The sequence below is a fragment of the Synechococcus sp. R55.2 genome, from assembly GCF_047462075.1.
Taxonomy (GTDB): Bacteria; Cyanobacteriota; Cyanobacteriia; order Thermostichales; family Thermostichaceae; genus Thermostichus.
This window is the reverse complement of sequence record NZ_JANSIH010000393.1, coordinates 1-14,925: the sequence shown is the minus strand read 5'-3', so window position 1 is coordinate 14,925 and position 14,925 is coordinate 1. Positions and strand designations below refer to the sequence as shown.

Genomic DNA, 14,925 nt, shown 5'->3' with positions numbered 1-14,925 from the left:
GGATCCCAGGAGAGTTTGTCTTTGGTGCCATAACTTGGTAGATTCGTGAGCAGCCGAATTTTGCTTCCCTGATGAAAGTCCTGGTTATTGGTGGTGACGGATACTGTGGCTGGGCGACAGCCCTGCACCTATCCAACAGGGGTTATGAGGTGGCCATTCTCGATTCCTACGTCCGCCGCCTCTGGGATCTGCAACTGGGGGTTTCTACCCTGACCCCCATTGCCCAGCTAGAGCAACGGGTGGATTGCTGGAAGGGGCTAACCGGCAAGGACATTCCCATCTTTGTCTGCGACGTTACCAACTACGAAGCCCTGATCTCCTGCATGCGCCGCTTCCCGCCGGAGGCCATTGTTCACTTTGGCGAGCAGCGCTCTGCCCCTTACTCGATGATCAGCCGCGAGCATGCGGTGATGACCCAGGTGAACAACGTGGTGGGCACCTTGAACATCCTCTACGCCATCAAGGAGGAATTTCCCGATTGCCACCTGGTGAAGCTGGGCACCATGGGCGAGTACGGCACCCCCAACATCGACATCGAGGAGGGGTACATCACCATCGAGCACAATGGCCGCAAGGATACCCTGCCCTACCCCAAGCAGCCGGGATCCATGTATCACCTCTCCAAAGTACACGACAGCCACAACATCCACTTCGCCTGCCGCGTCTGGGGCCTGCGGGCCACCGACCTGAACCAAGGGGTGGTATACGGCGTGCTCACAGAAGAAACCGGCATAGACGAGGTGCTGATCAACCGTCTCGATTACGATGGCGTATTCGGCACAGCTCTGAACCGCTTCTGCATTCAAGCGGCCGTGGGCCATCCGCTGACAGTGTATGGCAAGGGCGGCCAGACCCGCGGTTTCCTGGATATCCGCGACACGGTGCGCTGCGTGGAGCTGGCCATTGCTCACCCTGCCGAGCCGGGCCAATTCCGGGTGATGAACCAGTTCACAGAGCAATTTAGTGTTGAGCAACTGGCGTTGCTGGTGCAAAAGGCGGGAGCCACCATGGGCCTGAAGGTGGAAATCAACCACCTGGAGAACCCCCGCGTCGAGCTGGAAGAGCACTACTACAACGCCAAAAACACCAAGCTCCTAGACCTGGGCCTCCAGCCCCACTATCTGTCCGATTCCCTCTTGGATTCGCTGCTCAACTTTGCTCTCAAGTACAAGGATCGGGTGGATGTGCGGCAGATTTTACCCAAGGTGAAGTGGAAAGGTTAACTCTCCAGGCAAGCTTGGGCCAGGCTCAGCCAGCCGCGCGCCAGGTTGTCCAGGTTATAGCCGCCTTCCAAGCCGAAGAGGGTTTTGCGGGTCACCTGCTCCAGGCAGAGGCGGGCCATGCGGCCAAAGGCTTCCGGCTCTAGCTGCATACCGGCCAGGGGATCCCCTTTGGCACAGTCGAAGCCGGCGCTCACCAGCAGCAAATCCGGCTGGAACGCTTGCAAGAACGGCAAGATCTTCTCGTCGAGGGCCTTTTTGTAGGCCAACCAATCCGAGCCGGCAGGCAAAGGCACGTTGCAGAGGTTGCCGTGGATCCCGGTTTCGCGAGCGGAGCCGGTGCCGGGGTAGAGGGGAAACTGATGGATGGAGGCATAGGCCAGTTGGGGATAGCGCTCCACCACCGCCTGCGTGCCGTTGCCGTGGTGAACATCCCAATCGAAAATCGCCACCCGCTTCACCCCCGGCTGATCCAGCGCCCACAGCGCCGCAATGGCTGCGTTGCTGAATAAACAAAACCCCATTGCCCGTTCTGGCTCTGCGTGATGCCCAGGTGGACGGCACAGCACCAGCGCTGGCTGAGCGGTGGTCAAAACCGAGGCAGAGCCGGCAATCCAAGCTCCCACAGCCAGGCGCGCCGCTTCAAAACTTCTCTCCGAGAGAGCAGTGTCGGCATCAATGTGTCCCCCACCTGCTGTTGCCAACTCAGCCACCTGTTGGATGTGCTGACGCGAGTGTACTCGCTCCAGCTCTGCCAGCTCCGCCAAGGGGGGATCCCGCCATTCCAACTGGTTGGCAAAAGGGGCACCACGCAGCGCCTTAACAATGGACTGCAAGCGAGCCGGACGCTCGGGGTGAAATGGCCCAGTATCGTGGCTGAGGAAAATATCAGAATAGTAAACAGGCAACATGGGCAGAGGCAACAAGCTAAGGCAACGCCTTTGCAGTGTAGCTTAAGCCCGCCCCCTCTATCCGTAGAAGACCTCTGACATGGATCCCGCATAGGGGTCAAGGCCAAAAGAGGCTTGTTGGAGTTTTTGATTGACCACATCCCGCACTACCGACCGCAGCAATTCCAGCTCAGAGGAATTGAGTTGATCGCGGCTGGGACACTCATCGGCAGCCAGCCACATGTAGATGGCGGGGACCCGGTTTAGGATCTGCTGCATCATCGCTTCCCGCTCCCTAGCGTCATGAAACACCTGTTGATGGGGGTGCTCAGTGGAGAGGATAGTTTCCAGTTCTCCCAATGCCAGGTACTCGACGATATTAACCAACATCTTTTCCATGATGAATGTTCCTCCTAAAAATCCCTGTCGCTCTTAAAAACAGACATTAAACAAAAAACGCTGCTTCCCCATCTTCCTCCGCTGCTTTTGGCACCGGATTTTGCCTACAGGCCGACCATTTAAGCCGGTTGCAGTTAAGTCTGCCGTCGGGAAGAAGTTGCGGTTTCGTTCGTAAGATCCTCTTGTGCAGCCAATCCTTGCCTCCTCTATTCGCCTCGTTTGCCTTTCCACTTGCCGCTGAAAGCAGCCAATAGGAGCCATCAGCAGCTGGAAAATCTTTTTGCTGGTATTCAGTACCAACGAAGAATTATCAGCGTTCAAGAGAAACAAGGTAGAGCGTTTAACAAAGACTATAGAAACTCGACTGCAAAAGGCAGGAAGATCTTACTCAGCTATTTGTCATTCACTACCCTAACACGTGACTGTGTAAGAAATTGCGGGAATATTAAGAAACTTACATATTTCTTGACAATTGACTAAAACTTCTGTCTGTCAAGGAGGCCCTGGAAGGCAGTTAAAGAGTTGTAAAGAGCAACTCTTCCCTTGGCTCCAAGCTCTGAAGAACTGCCAAATCCAGGGATCCAAAACAAATAGATTTAGCCTGCTATGGGCAGATCGACTCGCTGAGCCTGGATCCAGAAAGACTCTAGGTCATAGTAGTCCCTTTCCTGTTGCATAATCACATGGACAATGAGATCGGCATAGTCGATCAGTATCCAAGAGGCCGATTCCTGCCCTTCGATGCGGCGCGGAGTTTGTTTCCACTCGTCCCAAACCTTTTCCTCAATTGCTCGGGCAATGGCGCGGACTTGCGTGAGCGAGTAGCCGCTGACCAGAAGAAAGTAATCTGCCAAAGTGGAGACTTGGGATACATCCAGCAGAACGATATCGCCACCTTTTTTCTCTTCTGCCGCGCGAGCTGCACTCAGCGCCATGCAATAGATGGGATCCCCAGCAGGGGCAGGCATGAGATGTAGCAACTAAAACCCTCCTGAAACGACTGAGTTAACCTAGGACACCGCTTTTTCTAAAGGATGTAACAAAAAATGATTCCGAGTCATGAGTGTGCGCGGATGAACCACCTGATTCCGGTCTAGCAAAAATTTTAGGCTCAAGTCACATACTCCCACTACGGTTTTAGACAAATCTACAAAAGCCATCTGCCGCAACCGCTCCAATTCTGGGCTGTTGCCCCGATTCGGCTCCAGGGCATCGGCCACGAAAACCACGCAACTGAGCGGATCCATGCCGGGCTGCCCTAGCGTGTGGTTGGCAATGGCCGCCAAAATCTCCGGATCCTGTACCTGAAACTGCTCCCGCGCCACCAGGGATCCCACCTCAGCGTGCAGGATGTGAGGTTCGGCCCGCTCAATTTCATCCAGCTCCCGTTCCTGAGCCACCCTTTGCAACAGTTGCTCCGGCGGGAAAGCCTTGGCCAAGTCGTGCATCAGCCCTGCCCAAGCAGCTTTCTGCTCGTCCAGCCCGTAGTGGGCCGCCAGCTGTCGGGCCATCCCCTCTACCCCCAAGATATGGCGGAGGCGAGGAGGAGACACCCGCTCCTGTAGCCAGGCCAACACCTCTTCCCGCCCCAGTTGAGTGCCCATGGCCCTAATCATTTTGCAACTTCAGCACGGCCATAAACGCTTCTTGGGGCACATCCACCGTTCCCACCGCCTTCATGCGTTTTTTCCCCTCTTTTTGTTTTTCCAAAAGCTTGCGTTTGCGGGTCACATCTCCTCCGTAGCATTTGGCCAAGACGTTTTTGCGCAGGGCTGGTATGGTTTCACGAGCAATCACTTTAGAGCCAATTGCTGCCTGAATGGGCACTTCAAATTGATGGCGTGGGATCAGCTCTCGTAACTTGGCAACTAGGGAACGGCCTACATAAAAAGCTTTGTCCCGATGCACAATTGTGGATAGAGAATCCACCACATCGCCGTTGATCAAAATGTCCAAACGCACCAAATCATCGGCGCGATAGCCAATCATTTGGTAGTCCATGCTGGCATAACCACGAGTGCGTGATTTCAATTGGTCGAAAAAGTCGGTGACCACTTCCGCCAGGGGCAGCTCATACACCAGCGTAGTCCGACCCTGCGCCAGATATTTCATGTCTTTAAAAGTGCCGCGTTTGGTCTCGCACAGCTCCATCACGGTACCGACAAATTCCTCAGGAAGAATCACCTCTACCCTGACAATCGGCTCCTCAATGCTGGTGCGCTCGTTGGGGGGAGGCAGCTTGCTGGGATTGTCCACCCGAATCACAGAGCCGTTGTTGAGGGTAACTTGGTACACCACCGTCGGAGCTGTGATCACCAGATCGAGATTGTACTCCCGCTCTAGGCGTTCCTGCACCACCTCCATGTGCAGCAGGCCCAGAAAACCACAGCGGAAGCCGAAGCCCATGGCGCTGGAAATTTCTGGCTCAAAGTACAGGGCAGCATCGTTGAGCTTGAGCTTTTCCAGAGCCTCTTTGAGTTCGGCGTACTGATCGGAGCTGCTGGGGAACAGGCCACAAAACACCATCGGCTTGGCTTCTTTGTAGCCGGGCAGGGGCTCAGGAGCTTTGCGATTCACCAGTGTGATGGTATCCCCAACACGGGCGTGTTCCACGCTCTTGATGGCGGCGGCCATGTAGCCCACCTCGCCCGCATGTAGGGCATCCACCGGCTCTTGGTTGGGACGCATCACCCCCAGCTCGGTAATCTCGTATTCTCGGCCAGAGGCCATAAAGCAAATCTTGTCCCCCGTTTTCACCTCCCCGTCCATGATGCGCACATAGACGATCACGCCGCGATAGGCGTCGTAGTAGCTATCGAAAATCAAGGCCCGCAGGGGCTCCGCCACCGTATCCCGTGGGGGCGGCACCCGCTGCACAATGGCCTCCAGAATCTCTTGAATGCCAATACCCACCTTGGCAGAGGCGAGGATTGCCCCGCTGCAATCAAGGCCGATCACCTGCTCAATCTCGGCAATCACCCGCTCCGGCTCGGCGCCCGGCAGGTCGATTTTGTTGATCACCGGAATAATTTCCAGGTTGTTCTCCAGGGCCAGGTAGACGTTGGCCAGGGTTTGGGCCTCCACCCCTTGAGAGGCATCCACCACCAGCAGCGCCCCTTCACAGGCGGCCAGGGAGCGGGAGACTTCGTAGGTGAAGTCCACATGCCCCGGCGTGTCGATCAGGTTCAAAACGTAGTCTTGGCCGTCTTGGGCACGGTAGTTCATGCGGGCCGCTTGCAGCTTGATGGTAATGCCCCGTTCCCGCTCCAGTTCCATGCTGTCCAGCAGTTGCGGCTTCATCTCGCGGGCTGAAACGGTGCCCGTTTCCTGCAGGAGGCGATCGGCGAGGGTGGATTTGCCGTGGTCGATGTGGGCGATGATGGAAAAGTTGCGAATACGGGAGACAGGAACGCCGGTCATAAAAACCTGATCAGGGCAAAGATTTTTTACAATGCTAGCCTCTCTGCTCCCCTGCCTGAACTGAGGTTGCCCAGAAGTTGGTTGCCAAGGGGAGAAGACACAGCCCTTCTGCCGGACACCAGAGCACCCTACTGGAATTGGCCGGGACAGCTCCTTTCCGGCAGCGCTGACTAGAGCCGGTACAACAGACGTGCCGCTTGTGTGGCAGGGATGGGATCCGTGAAGATGGAAAAAGCCAGAACGAACTTAGGCGGTGTTGTCGCCAGCTCGCCAGGAGGCTATGGGTCTGACCCGACGGCAGAGGAAGCAGTCCAGAACCCTGCCCAAAGCACTACTTGTCTAACTTCTCAATGTAGGGGCGAATGTCATTGAGGTCGATGTAGCGGTCGGTGGCGTTGCGCAGCTCGCGGGCGATCATCCCTTCGGTGGAGACAACTGTAATCAGCGTGTTTTTGGAACGCAACAGCTCGACGGCCCGCTCAAAATCTCCATCGCCGCTAAATAGAATGATCCTATCGTACTGGCCAACGGTGTTGAACATATCGATTACTATTTCGATATCCAGATTTGCTTTTTGGGAGTACCGACCGGAGTCTTCATCTCGATATTCTTTGAGGATCTTGGTGCGCACAGTGAAGCCCATGCTGATCAGAGCGTCTCGAAAGGCCCTCTGATCATGGGGATCCTTGATGCCGGTGTACCAAAATGCGTTGACCAATTCAACATTTGGCTGTGATCTAACAAAATAATCCAACACCCTGCGTGGGTCGAAAAACCAGCCATTTTTTTGTTGGGCATAAAACATATTGTTGCCATCAATAAAGATGGAAACCCGAGTGACGGGATGATGGTAAAACATAAAGCTTTTCCGAAAAAAGTAAGGTGAACTGGTCAGAAAAAGAGGATGAAAACGAGGTCACTGACTTTCCACAAGAGCCATTTGGGCAGCCAGCACCTTGCTGACACCAATCTCTCATCATAGCCAAAGGTGGGATCCCTTTCTCAAGAATTAACTCTGAGGAGAGGCACCCCTGTAAACCAAAGCGGGTTCCGGTTGCCGCAGGGCATAGCTGGATCCCGGTCGATCGGCTTGGCTAACGTACAGCTCCGCCAATTGTCGAGCCAGGTTACGGATGCGCCCAATGTAGAGGGTGCGCTCGGCTACAGCAATGACACCACGAGCGTCGAGCAGGTTAAAGGTGTGGGAGCACTTGAGCACATAGTCGTAGGCGGGCAGGAGCAGAGACACGGCCAACCGATCCGGCAACACCTGTTTCTGCAGTTTCTGTTGGGTGGTTTCGATCAAACGCTTGGCCTCGGCTTCGTAGAGCCGGAACAATTCCAGTAGCATCTCCGGATCGGAATACTCGAAGTTGTAATAAGATTGCTCGACCTCATTTTGGAAATAGATTTGTCCATAGGTAATCCGTCCCAGAGAAGGATGCTCATTCCAGCAGAGATCGAAAACCGAATCCACCCCCTGCAGATACATGGCCAGGCGCTCTAGCCCATAGGTAATTTCTACAGAAACCGGGCGGCAATCTTGTCCGCCCACCTGCTGAAAGTAGGTAAACTGGGTTACTTCCATGCCGTCCAGCCACACTTCCCAGCCCACGCCCCAAGCTCCCAAGGTGGGAGATTCCCAATCATCTTCCACAAAGCGAATATCGTGCTCTGCCGGATTCACGCCCAGAGCTTGCAGGCTATCCAGGTACACATCTTGAATGTCATCGGGGGAGGGCTTGATCAACACTTGGTATTGAAAATAGTGCTGCAGGCGATTGGGGTTTTGACCGTAGCGTCCATCGGTGGGGCGGCGACAGGGTTCGACATAGGCCACTCGCCAGGGATCCGGCCCCAAGGCGCGCAAAAACGTGTGGGGGCTCATGGTGCCGGCGCCTTTTTCCAGGTCGTAGGGTTGCAGGATCAAGCAGCCCTGCTCCCCCCAAAACTGTTGCAGGCGAAAGATCAAGTCTTGAAAGGTGTGGGCTGACATGGCAAGGGTTGGGCAGAGATAGAGCAACCCCTATCCTACCAATCTGCTCTCCTCAGTCGAGCGGCTCTTCTTGATCGACTGGATCCGAGTAGTCCCACTCGATGGGGGGCATTTGGTCGAAGGCTTGTTTGAGGGCGCTTTCCCACAGTTTGCGCATCTTGGCCAGGTAGGGATCCCCGGTGCGCAGGCGCAGACGGTGGGTGACCTTGAACTGATCCGCTTGCACCATCACCAAATCGATGGGGGGGCCGACGGAGATGTTGGATTTCATGGTGGAGTCAATGGAGAGGAGAGCGCATTTGGCCGCATCCGCCAGCGAGGTTTCGTAGGAGAGGGTGCGATCCAGGATGGGTTTGCCGTATTTGGTTTCCCCCACCTGCAAAAAAGGGGTTTCCGGGGTGGCCTGGATGCAGTTGCCCTGGCTGTAGATCAAAAAGAGGGCCGGCTCCTCGCCTCGGATCTGTCCCCCCAGCAACAGGCTGCACTGGGCGTCGATGCCGTCTTTTTCCAGCCAGGGCCGGTCTTGCTCCTGGATGTACCGAATCTTGGATCCCAGGTAGCGGGCCACGTCGTAGAGGTGGGGAAAGGTGTGGAGATTGGTACTTTCCGGTTGGCGCAGATCCCGCTGCACTTCGGTCAAAACGCCCTGGGTGATGGACAGGTTGCCGGACGTGCAGATCAAGATCACCCGTTCTTCGGGCACGGAAAAATCGAACAGCTTTTGATAGGTGGAGACGTAGTCCACCCCGGCGTTGGTGCGGGAATCTGCCGCCATCACCAAGCCAAAGCGGGTGATGATGCCAAGGCAGTAGGTCATGAGGACGACGCGGCTCGGCTTTTTGATTGTAGAGGGTCAGGGGAAAGCAAATCCGATTTTGTGGCGGATTTCCTCTCGCAGGCGGGCGGTAATCGAGGCTTCGTCCAAATCGGCCAAAATCTGGGCTATGGCGGCTTTGGGCCCCTCTGGCCCCCAACTGGCCCCTTGGGCGAGGTAGCGGCGGGCGGACTCGCCGATGGCATAGCAGGAAAACCCGGCCAACACCGCCTGCGTCAGGGCCACGGAGCCGTAGGCCCCCAGAGAGAATCCTCCCAGCAAGGTTTTCAGGGATCCCAGGCCCAACAGCGCCACCCACTCGCCGGCGCCCAGGCTGAGCATGCTGAGGATGATCTTCTGCAGCAGTTGTGTGGCTCCTGCAGTGCTCATGGGCCAGCCGTACAGGCGGGCCAGGCGCAGGATCAGGGTGACATCGATGGCCAGCCCTCCCAAGGTATCGAGCAGGGTGATGGGGTTGAGGGCAACCGCCAGCGCTTTGGTGCGGGCGGCTGAGGCGATGAGGTCTTGGGCTTGCTGGGCACGGGTTTGCAGCTTGCGCTCAATTACCTGCTGGTTAACCCGATCGGCAAACAGGAGGGCATTCAAGGCCAGCAGCGAACGCCCCTCCCGATGCAGGACTTCCAGGATTTTCAGGCGCAGCTCATCCACCTGCGGGGATCCCACTTCCATTTGGGCAGCAAAGCTCCCATCCGGCCTTTGTACCAGGCGGGGCACGCGAGGGGAGGCCGCCACCATGACGATCTCGTCGGGGGAAAGGAGCTGCCGCACCCGTTCGTTGCGGATCTTATCGTAGATGGCCTGGCGATCCGCCTCTGGGTACTGGTCGATCTTGTTGAACACCAGCAGCATAGGCTTGCCCGCCTCCCGCAGGGTGGCCAGAGCCTCAAACTCCACCCGCGTCAGATCCCCGCAGACGACAAACAGGATCAAATCCGCTCGCTGCGCCACTTCTCGGGCCAGCCGCGCCCGCTCTTCGCCGTCTACTTCATCCAGGCCGGGAGTGTCGATCAGCTCCAGACGGGATCCCTGCCAATGGGCGACCTGTACCGACTGCACCGAGGAAGGGGGGAGGCGGGATCCCTGCAGGGATGTGCCAGAGAAGGAGGACTGGGGGCGGGTTTCCCAGCTGATGTTCCAAGTTGCCGCTTGCTGGGTACGGGTGATGCCATGGGTGGGCCCCGTCTCAAAGACCGGCTCGCCCAGCAGGGCATTGAGCAGGGAAGACTTGCCTCGCCCCACCAGACCAAAGGCGGCGATGTGGATGACCTCGGTTTCCAGCTTGTCCAAGAGCGCTTGCAAGCTCTCCAACTCCCCTTCTAAGCCCGCGACCTCTTGGGGGCGCAGATCCAGTTGGGCCACCCACTGGCGCAGGCTGCGCTTGGCTTGTTGGTAGTTGAGGTCATCTTGTAGGGTGTTGCGGCGAGCCATAGCCGTAGCGCTCAATAGCGGTAGGAAGCAGCCCTTAAAAGACTCCACTTTGCTCTCGGGATCGGCAGGCTTCCCCACCGGACAGAGAGCTTCTCATCGGACAATACAAGGGACAATACAAGACGATCATAAGAGGAAGGGAAGAGTTAAGCTCAAAGCAAGGCGGCCTCAGCCGCCGGGATCCGCAACTCAAAAATCCGATATCCAAAACTTGGCAAGAGGAGGTTTTCCATGCCCAGGGCTATCTGGAATGGGGTAGTGGTGGCGGAGACAGACCGCTACGAAACCGTAGAAGGCAACATCTATTTTCCGCCGGAATCTCTGCGCCGGGAATACTTCCAGCCCAGCTCTACCCACACCACCTGCCCCTGGAAGGGGGAGGCCAGCTACTACACCCTCGTGGTCAACGGCCAGGAGAACAAAGATGCCGCCTGGTACTACCCGGATCCCAAACCCGCTGCCGCCAACATCCGGGGCTATGTGGCCTTCTGGAAGGGTGTCAAGGTGGAGCCCTAGCCGGAGCCGAGTTTGTCAACCGGGTATGATGGGAAGAGTGGGTTGGAGAGGCGATGCCATGCTGACCAATGGCCGGATCCTGTTTGGCGCGGCCCGGTGGGCGAGAAAGCTGGGCCTGGCCGGATTGAGCTTGGTGCTGTTGGGCTGCAGCCCCGCAGGTTTTCGCACCCCGCGTCCCAGCCTGACCAACAGTGGCCTCAACAGCATCTTCCCCGATGGGGAGCCTGCTTTCAACGGAGATGGCCGCTACCTGGTGTTTTCCTCGGCCCGCAGCGGCAGCCAGGATATTTTTCTCTACGACACGGTGGAACGTCGCTTGGTGGATCTGCCCGGCCTCAACTCCAGCGACGTGGCGGCTACCTCGCCCGACATCAGCGCTGATGGCCGCTACATCGTCTACGTGTCCAATGCTCTGGGCAAGTCTGAGATCTTCCTCTACGACCGGGAAACTCGCAGGATAGAAAACATCAGCAGCCGGGTGCCAGGAGATGTGCGCAACCCCACCATCAGCGGCGATGGCCGGTTTATCGCTTTTGAGAGCAACGGCCAAGGACAGTGGCACATCGAGATTTTCGACCGGGGGCCGGCGGCCAGCACGCGTCCAACCTCACCTTCTTCCCCCAATGCTGACGACAATCCCTGAGGGGATCCTCAAGCTAGGATAGACCCCCCTGCTTTGCAAGAGTTGTTGCATGTCGATTCCCCTCGCCCAGCGACTTCAGCCCCTCGGCGGCAATGTGTTTGACCAAATGGATCGAGCCAAGCGAGAGGCTCGTCGCTCTGGCCTGGATGTGATCGATCTGTCTCTGGGATCCTCCGATCTGCCCCCACCTTCAGACTCCTTGGCGGCCATCCAATCGGCTCTGTCGGATCCCTCTACCTATGGCTACACGCTGTTTCACGACACGGCGGACTTTCGGTCTGCCTGCGCCAAGTGGTACAGGGGCAAGTTCGGCCTGGAGATCGATCCGGAAACAGAGGTGCTGCCGTTGATCGGATCCCAGCAGGGAACGGCCCTCTTGCCCCTGGCCCTGCTCAACCCCGGCGATGTTGCTTTGGTCGCCGATCCGGCCTATCCCTCTCATGCGGGCGGGATCCATCTGGCGGGCGGGATCCCCTACTACCTGCCCCTGCGGGCGGAAAACCGCTTCTTGCCCCAGTGGGATCGGATCCCGGCAGCGATCTGCCGGCAGGCGCGGCTGCTGGTGTTGAACTACCCCCACAACCCCACCACTGCCACCGTCACCCCGGAGTTTTGGCAAGAAACCCTGCAGTTTTGTCAGCAGTACGACATCGTTCTGGCCCACGATTTTCCCTATGTGGACTGGCGCTTCGACGGCCAGGTGGCCCCTTCTGCGCTGCAGGCGGATCCCGATAAAACCCGCACCATCGAGTTTTTTTCTCTCTCCAAGTCCTATCACATGGGGGGATTCCGGGTAGCCTACGCCATTGGCAGCCGGGAGCTGATCCGAGCCCTGCGATGGGTGAAATCCACCATCGACTTCCATCAGTACCAGGGCATTCTGCGGGGGGCAGCAGCGGCTTTGGCAGTTCCCGATAGCTTTTTGCAGCGCTGGCGGCAGGTGTACCGCGAGCGACGGGATATAGCTGTGGCGGCTCTACACCGCATCGGTTGGCCTGTGCCTTTGCCGGAGGCCACCATGTATCTGTGGGCGCCTCTGCCGGAGTTTTATCGCGGCTCTTCTGCCCAGTTTTGTCTGGACTTGGTGAGAGCCACAGGGGTTGCCCTGTCTCCGGGTTCTGGCTTTGGCCCCAGTGGGGAAGGCTATGTCCGCTTTGCTTTGGTGGTCGAGGGATCCCGTCTGGAGGAGGCAGTGGGACGGATCGAGGCGTTTTTGTCCCGGTGAATTTCCTAAATCCCAAACATCAATCCCAAACATCGAGCATCCAGCTCTCGGTTGGTTGTGCTCGCCCACCCTCGGGCAATCTAAGTCAGGATAAGAGTAAGAGTGTTATCCAAGTTGAGTGGGCATGGAGAAGGAAACGCTCGACAGTTTTTTGTCCATCCGTGGGGTGATGGGGGTGGCGCTCTTGAGTCGGGCAGGTCGCCCTTTCTTCTACCGCTCTTTTCAGGATTTGGATAGCCGACAGCAGCAAGCCCTTACCGAAGGGCTGTTTCAAGTTTTGGAGACCATGCCCCCAGGACTTGACTATTTTGATTTTCAGTTTGCCGAGCAGCGGGTTTTCGTTTACCCCCTTGGGCCGGAATGGGCGCTGCTGGTGGCGGTGAATGACGAGCTGGTGATGCCGGTTTACACCTTGGCCGTGAACCGCCTGCGAGCCGAGCTGCAGCAGGATACGCCAAAGGGCTTGGCCACCTTTCGTCTATTTACCAGCCAGGCGGAGGCAGGCCGGAACGCTACCCAGCCCAGTTCCGCTCCTGCGGCGGGCCCGCGCATGGAGATGGATGTCTTCGTGCAATCTCTGAACCGTCTCTGCCAGATTACAACCGGCTATTTGGGCAAGGCGGTGATCGTCAACTATTGGAAGGCAGCACGGCAGGAAGTGGTGGAACGCCAGGGATCCCAAGCAGAATGGCTGAACCAGTTCGAGATCGAGCGCAGCGGCCAGATCCACTACCGGGGATCCCTCAAGGAACTGGACGAATCTCAGCAAAGGGTGCTACGGGATTGGGTGCTGGCTTTTTTCCGTCGCTGTGAAGAGGTAATCCACGATTTTCGCAACTTGATCAAATCGTCAGAACTGCGCCTATGAAAAGGGGCCAGTCTTTTTCCTGAGTAGGGCTATCGGCGAACTCTACCCGGCTCTTGGTCGAGGAAAATCCAGGCTAAGCTATGACCATGATCAACCCGGATCACGCCAGGTGCAGACGGGATCCCTGCTTGGAGATGTTTCCTCTTGTCGCCGAAACCGGTGCAGCCGAAGATCTGCATTTGCTACCGCGATGCCGCCGGATCCCTCGTTAGTATGGGGTTACGGCGCGCTATGCGAAGGAGTTGCCATGCTGAGAATCGTCACCCAGCTAGCCGAGGCTGAAGCCGAGCTTAGACGGATCTCGGAGCGCACTCAGGCTGACCAGAACCTGCACCGTGAAGCAACCGTGCGGGAGATCCTGCAAGCGGTACGCCGTCAGGGGGATCGTGCCCTGCTGGCCTATACGGCTGAGTTTGACCAGGTGGAGCTGAGCGTTGCCGAACTGAAGGTGTCTGGGGCCGAGCTGGAGGCGGCTTACCAGGCGGTGTCTCCGCAATTGCTTTCAGCCTTACGGCTGGCCAAGCAGCGCATTGAGGCTTTTCACCGGCAGCGGGTGCCCAGCAGTTGGGTGAGCTTTCCCGGCCCTGAGATCGTTTTGGGCAAGCAATACCGCCCTGTGGATCGCGCCGGCCTATACATTCCGGGGGGGCGGGCCGCCTACCCCAGCACTGTGTTGATGAACGCCATCCCGGCCCAGGTGGCGGGGGTGCCCGAGATTGTGATGGTGACGCCACCGGGATCCGACGGCTCGGGGGGCAAGGGGATTAGCCCGGCCATTTTGGTGGCCGCCCAAGAAGTAGGCATCCACACCATCTATCGCGTTGGAGGGGCTCAGGCAATAGGGGCTTTGGCCTACGGCACCGAGACCATCCCCAAGGTGGACGTGATCACCGGCCCCGGCAACATCTACGTAACGTTGGCCAAAAAGCTGGTGTACGGCACAGTGGGGATTGACTCCCTGGCAGGGCCATCGGAGGTGTTGATCATCGCCGATGAGAGCGCCAACCCTCTTTATGTGGCTGCCGATTTGCTGGCCCAAGCCGAGCATGATCCCCTGGCGGCGGCCATCCTTCTGACCACCGATCTCCAGCTGGCCCAGCAGGTGCAGCAGGCGGTGGCCACCCAGATGGAGGCCCATCCCAACCGTCTGATGGTGGAAAAGTCGGTGGTGAACTACGGTCTGATTGCGGTGGTGCCGGATCTGTCAACGGCGGTGGCCTTGTCCAACCTGTTTGCGCCAGAACATTTGGAATTGCAGGTGGCCGATCCCTGGGCTTTGTTGGATCCCATTCGCCATGCGGGGGCCATTTTCTTGGGCCACCATACCCCAGAGGCGGTGGGAGATTACCTGGCCGGCCCCAACCATACCCTGCCTACGGCAGGCTCAGCCCGCTACGCCTCGGCTCAGGGGGTAGAAACTTTAATAAAGCATTCAAGTCTGATTCAAAACGGCTAATCGGCTATGCGGGAGGTCGCCAGCGCAAT

The 14,925-nt window shown here is 57.6% G+C and carries 14 protein-coding genes and 1 pseudogene; 6 read left to right on the top strand and 9 right to left on the bottom strand.

Going from position 1 to position 14,925, the window contains the following annotated elements; translation table 11 throughout:
• Window positions 1-71: 71 nt before the first annotated feature.
• Window positions 72-1,223, top strand: a complete 1,152-nt coding sequence (locus tag NW838_RS12535; RefSeq protein ID WP_414356307.1) for an NAD-dependent epimerase/dehydratase family protein — start codon at window positions 72-74, stop codon at window positions 1,221-1,223.
• Here NW838_RS12535 and NW838_RS12530 read toward each other — a convergent pair.
• The 9 genes from NW838_RS12530 to NW838_RS12490 all read right to left on the bottom strand — a co-directional run bounded on the left by NW838_RS12530 (window position 1,220) and on the right by NW838_RS12490 (window position 10,188).
• Window positions 1,220-2,131 (bottom strand): histone deacetylase, encoded by a 912-nt coding sequence (locus NW838_RS12530; RefSeq protein WP_414356305.1) that lies wholly within the window; start codon window positions 2,129-2,131, stop codon window positions 1,220-1,222. The genes NW838_RS12535 and NW838_RS12530 overlap by 4 nt on opposite strands.
• Window positions 2,132-2,188: 57 nt before the next feature.
• A complete protein-coding gene (locus NW838_RS12525) occupies window positions 2,189-2,509 on the bottom strand; it encodes a hypothetical protein (RefSeq protein ID WP_414342999.1) in 321 nt (106 codons plus the stop codon).
• A 596-nt stretch (window positions 2,510-3,105) separates the two neighbouring features.
• Window positions 3,106-3,477, bottom strand: a complete 372-nt coding sequence (gene rsfS / locus NW838_RS12520; RefSeq protein WP_011431734.1) for a ribosome silencing factor — start codon at window positions 3,475-3,477, stop codon at window positions 3,106-3,108.
• A 42-nt stretch (window positions 3,478-3,519) separates the two neighbouring features.
• Window positions 3,520-4,113: a bis(5'-nucleosyl)-tetraphosphatase (symmetrical) YqeK gene (gene yqeK / locus NW838_RS12515; protein WP_414328665.1), complete on the bottom strand. Its 594-nt coding sequence runs from the start codon at window positions 4,111-4,113 to the stop codon at window positions 3,520-3,522.
• A 4-nt stretch (window positions 4,114-4,117) separates the two neighbouring features.
• Complete coding sequence (lepA, locus tag NW838_RS12510; protein WP_414350006.1) at window positions 4,118-5,929, bottom strand: translation elongation factor 4; 1,812 nt, start codon at window positions 5,927-5,929, stop codon at window positions 4,118-4,120.
• 331 nt (window positions 5,930-6,260) lie between these two features.
• The gene (locus NW838_RS12505) at window positions 6,261-6,788 is read right to left on the bottom strand and encodes an NYN domain-containing protein (protein WP_011431737.1); all 528 of its coding nucleotides are present in this window, start codon (window positions 6,786-6,788) and stop codon (window positions 6,261-6,263) included.
• Window positions 6,789-6,938: 150 nt separating this feature from the next.
• On the bottom strand, window positions 6,939-7,925 hold the full coding sequence (gene glyQ, locus NW838_RS12500; protein WP_414356301.1) for a glycine--tRNA ligase subunit alpha: 987 nt from the start codon (window positions 7,923-7,925) through the stop codon (window positions 6,939-6,941).
• A gap of 52 nt (window positions 7,926-7,977) precedes the next feature.
• On the bottom strand, window positions 7,978-8,742 hold the full coding sequence (locus NW838_RS12495; protein WP_414356300.1) for a peptidase: 765 nt from the start codon (window positions 8,740-8,742) through the stop codon (window positions 7,978-7,980).
• 36 nt (window positions 8,743-8,778) lie between these two features.
• The gene (locus NW838_RS12490; protein ID WP_414356311.1) at window positions 8,779-10,188 is read right to left on the bottom strand and encodes a DUF697 domain-containing protein; all 1,410 of its coding nucleotides are present in this window, start codon (window positions 10,186-10,188) and stop codon (window positions 8,779-8,781) included.
• 231 nt (window positions 10,189-10,419) lie between these two features.
• Here NW838_RS12490 and NW838_RS12485 point away from each other — a divergent pair, with 231 nt between their 5' ends.
• From NW838_RS12485 to hisD, 5 genes and pseudogenes are all read left to right on the top strand, one after another.
• Window positions 10,420-10,704, top strand: a complete 285-nt coding sequence (locus tag NW838_RS12485; protein WP_414328853.1) for a DUF427 domain-containing protein — start codon at window positions 10,420-10,422, stop codon at window positions 10,702-10,704.
• A 58-nt stretch (window positions 10,705-10,762) separates the two neighbouring features.
• A complete protein-coding gene (locus tag NW838_RS12480) occupies window positions 10,763-11,347 on the top strand; it encodes a TolB family protein (protein ID WP_414328852.1) in 585 nt (194 codons plus the stop codon).
• 49 nt (window positions 11,348-11,396) lie between these two features.
• Window positions 11,397-12,572, top strand: a complete 1,176-nt coding sequence (locus NW838_RS12475; protein ID WP_414428137.1) for an LL-diaminopimelate aminotransferase — start codon at window positions 11,397-11,399, stop codon at window positions 12,570-12,572.
• Between the two features lie 124 nt (window positions 12,573-12,696).
• A complete protein-coding gene (locus NW838_RS12470; RefSeq protein WP_414428136.1) occupies window positions 12,697-13,440 on the top strand; it encodes a hypothetical protein in 744 nt (247 codons plus the stop codon).
• A 247-nt stretch (window positions 13,441-13,687) separates the two neighbouring features.
• A pseudogene (gene hisD / locus NW838_RS12465) lies at window positions 13,688-14,887 on the top strand (histidinol dehydrogenase); the annotation flags it as partial.
• Between the last annotated feature and the right edge of the window lie 38 nt (window positions 14,888-14,925).

What these genes read in the sequence shown, in the direction of transcription:
- NW838_RS12535 (WP_414356307.1), top strand. Translation starts at nt 72, where the DNA reads ATGAAAGTCCTGGTTATTGGTGGTGACGGATACTGTGGCTGGGCGACA.
- NW838_RS12530 (WP_414356305.1), bottom strand. Translation starts at nt 2,131, where the DNA reads ATGTTGCCTGTTTACTATTCTGATATTTTCCTCAGCCACGATACTGGG.
- NW838_RS12525 (WP_414342999.1), bottom strand. Translation starts at nt 2,509, where the DNA reads ATGGAAAAGATGTTGGTTAATATCGTCGAGTACCTGGCATTGGGAGAA.
- rsfS (WP_011431734.1), bottom strand. Translation starts at nt 3,477, where the DNA reads ATGCCTGCCCCTGCTGGGGATCCCATCTATTGCATGGCGCTGAGTGCA.
- yqeK (WP_414328665.1), bottom strand. Translation starts at nt 4,113, where the DNA reads ATGGGCACTCAACTGGGGCGGGAAGAGGTGTTGGCCTGGCTACAGGAG.
- lepA (WP_414350006.1), bottom strand. Translation starts at nt 5,929, where the DNA reads ATGACCGGCGTTCCTGTCTCCCGTATTCGCAACTTTTCCATCATCGCC.
- NW838_RS12505 (WP_011431737.1), bottom strand. Translation starts at nt 6,788, where the DNA reads ATGTTTTACCATCATCCCGTCACTCGGGTTTCCATCTTTATTGATGGC.
- glyQ (WP_414356301.1), bottom strand. Translation starts at nt 7,925, where the DNA reads ATGTCAGCCCACACCTTTCAAGACTTGATCTTTCGCCTGCAACAGTTT.
- NW838_RS12495 (WP_414356300.1), bottom strand. Translation starts at nt 8,742, where the DNA reads ATGACCTACTGCCTTGGCATCATCACCCGCTTTGGCTTGGTGATGGCG.
- NW838_RS12490 (WP_414356311.1), bottom strand. Translation starts at nt 10,188, where the DNA reads ATGGCTCGCCGCAACACCCTACAAGATGACCTCAACTACCAACAAGCC.
- NW838_RS12485 (WP_414328853.1), top strand. Translation starts at nt 10,420, where the DNA reads ATGCCCAGGGCTATCTGGAATGGGGTAGTGGTGGCGGAGACAGACCGC.
- NW838_RS12480 (WP_414328852.1), top strand. Translation starts at nt 10,763, where the DNA reads ATGCTGACCAATGGCCGGATCCTGTTTGGCGCGGCCCGGTGGGCGAGA.
- NW838_RS12475 (WP_414428137.1), top strand. Translation starts at nt 11,397, where the DNA reads ATGTCGATTCCCCTCGCCCAGCGACTTCAGCCCCTCGGCGGCAATGTG.
- NW838_RS12470 (WP_414428136.1), top strand. Translation starts at nt 12,697, where the DNA reads ATGGAGAAGGAAACGCTCGACAGTTTTTTGTCCATCCGTGGGGTGATG.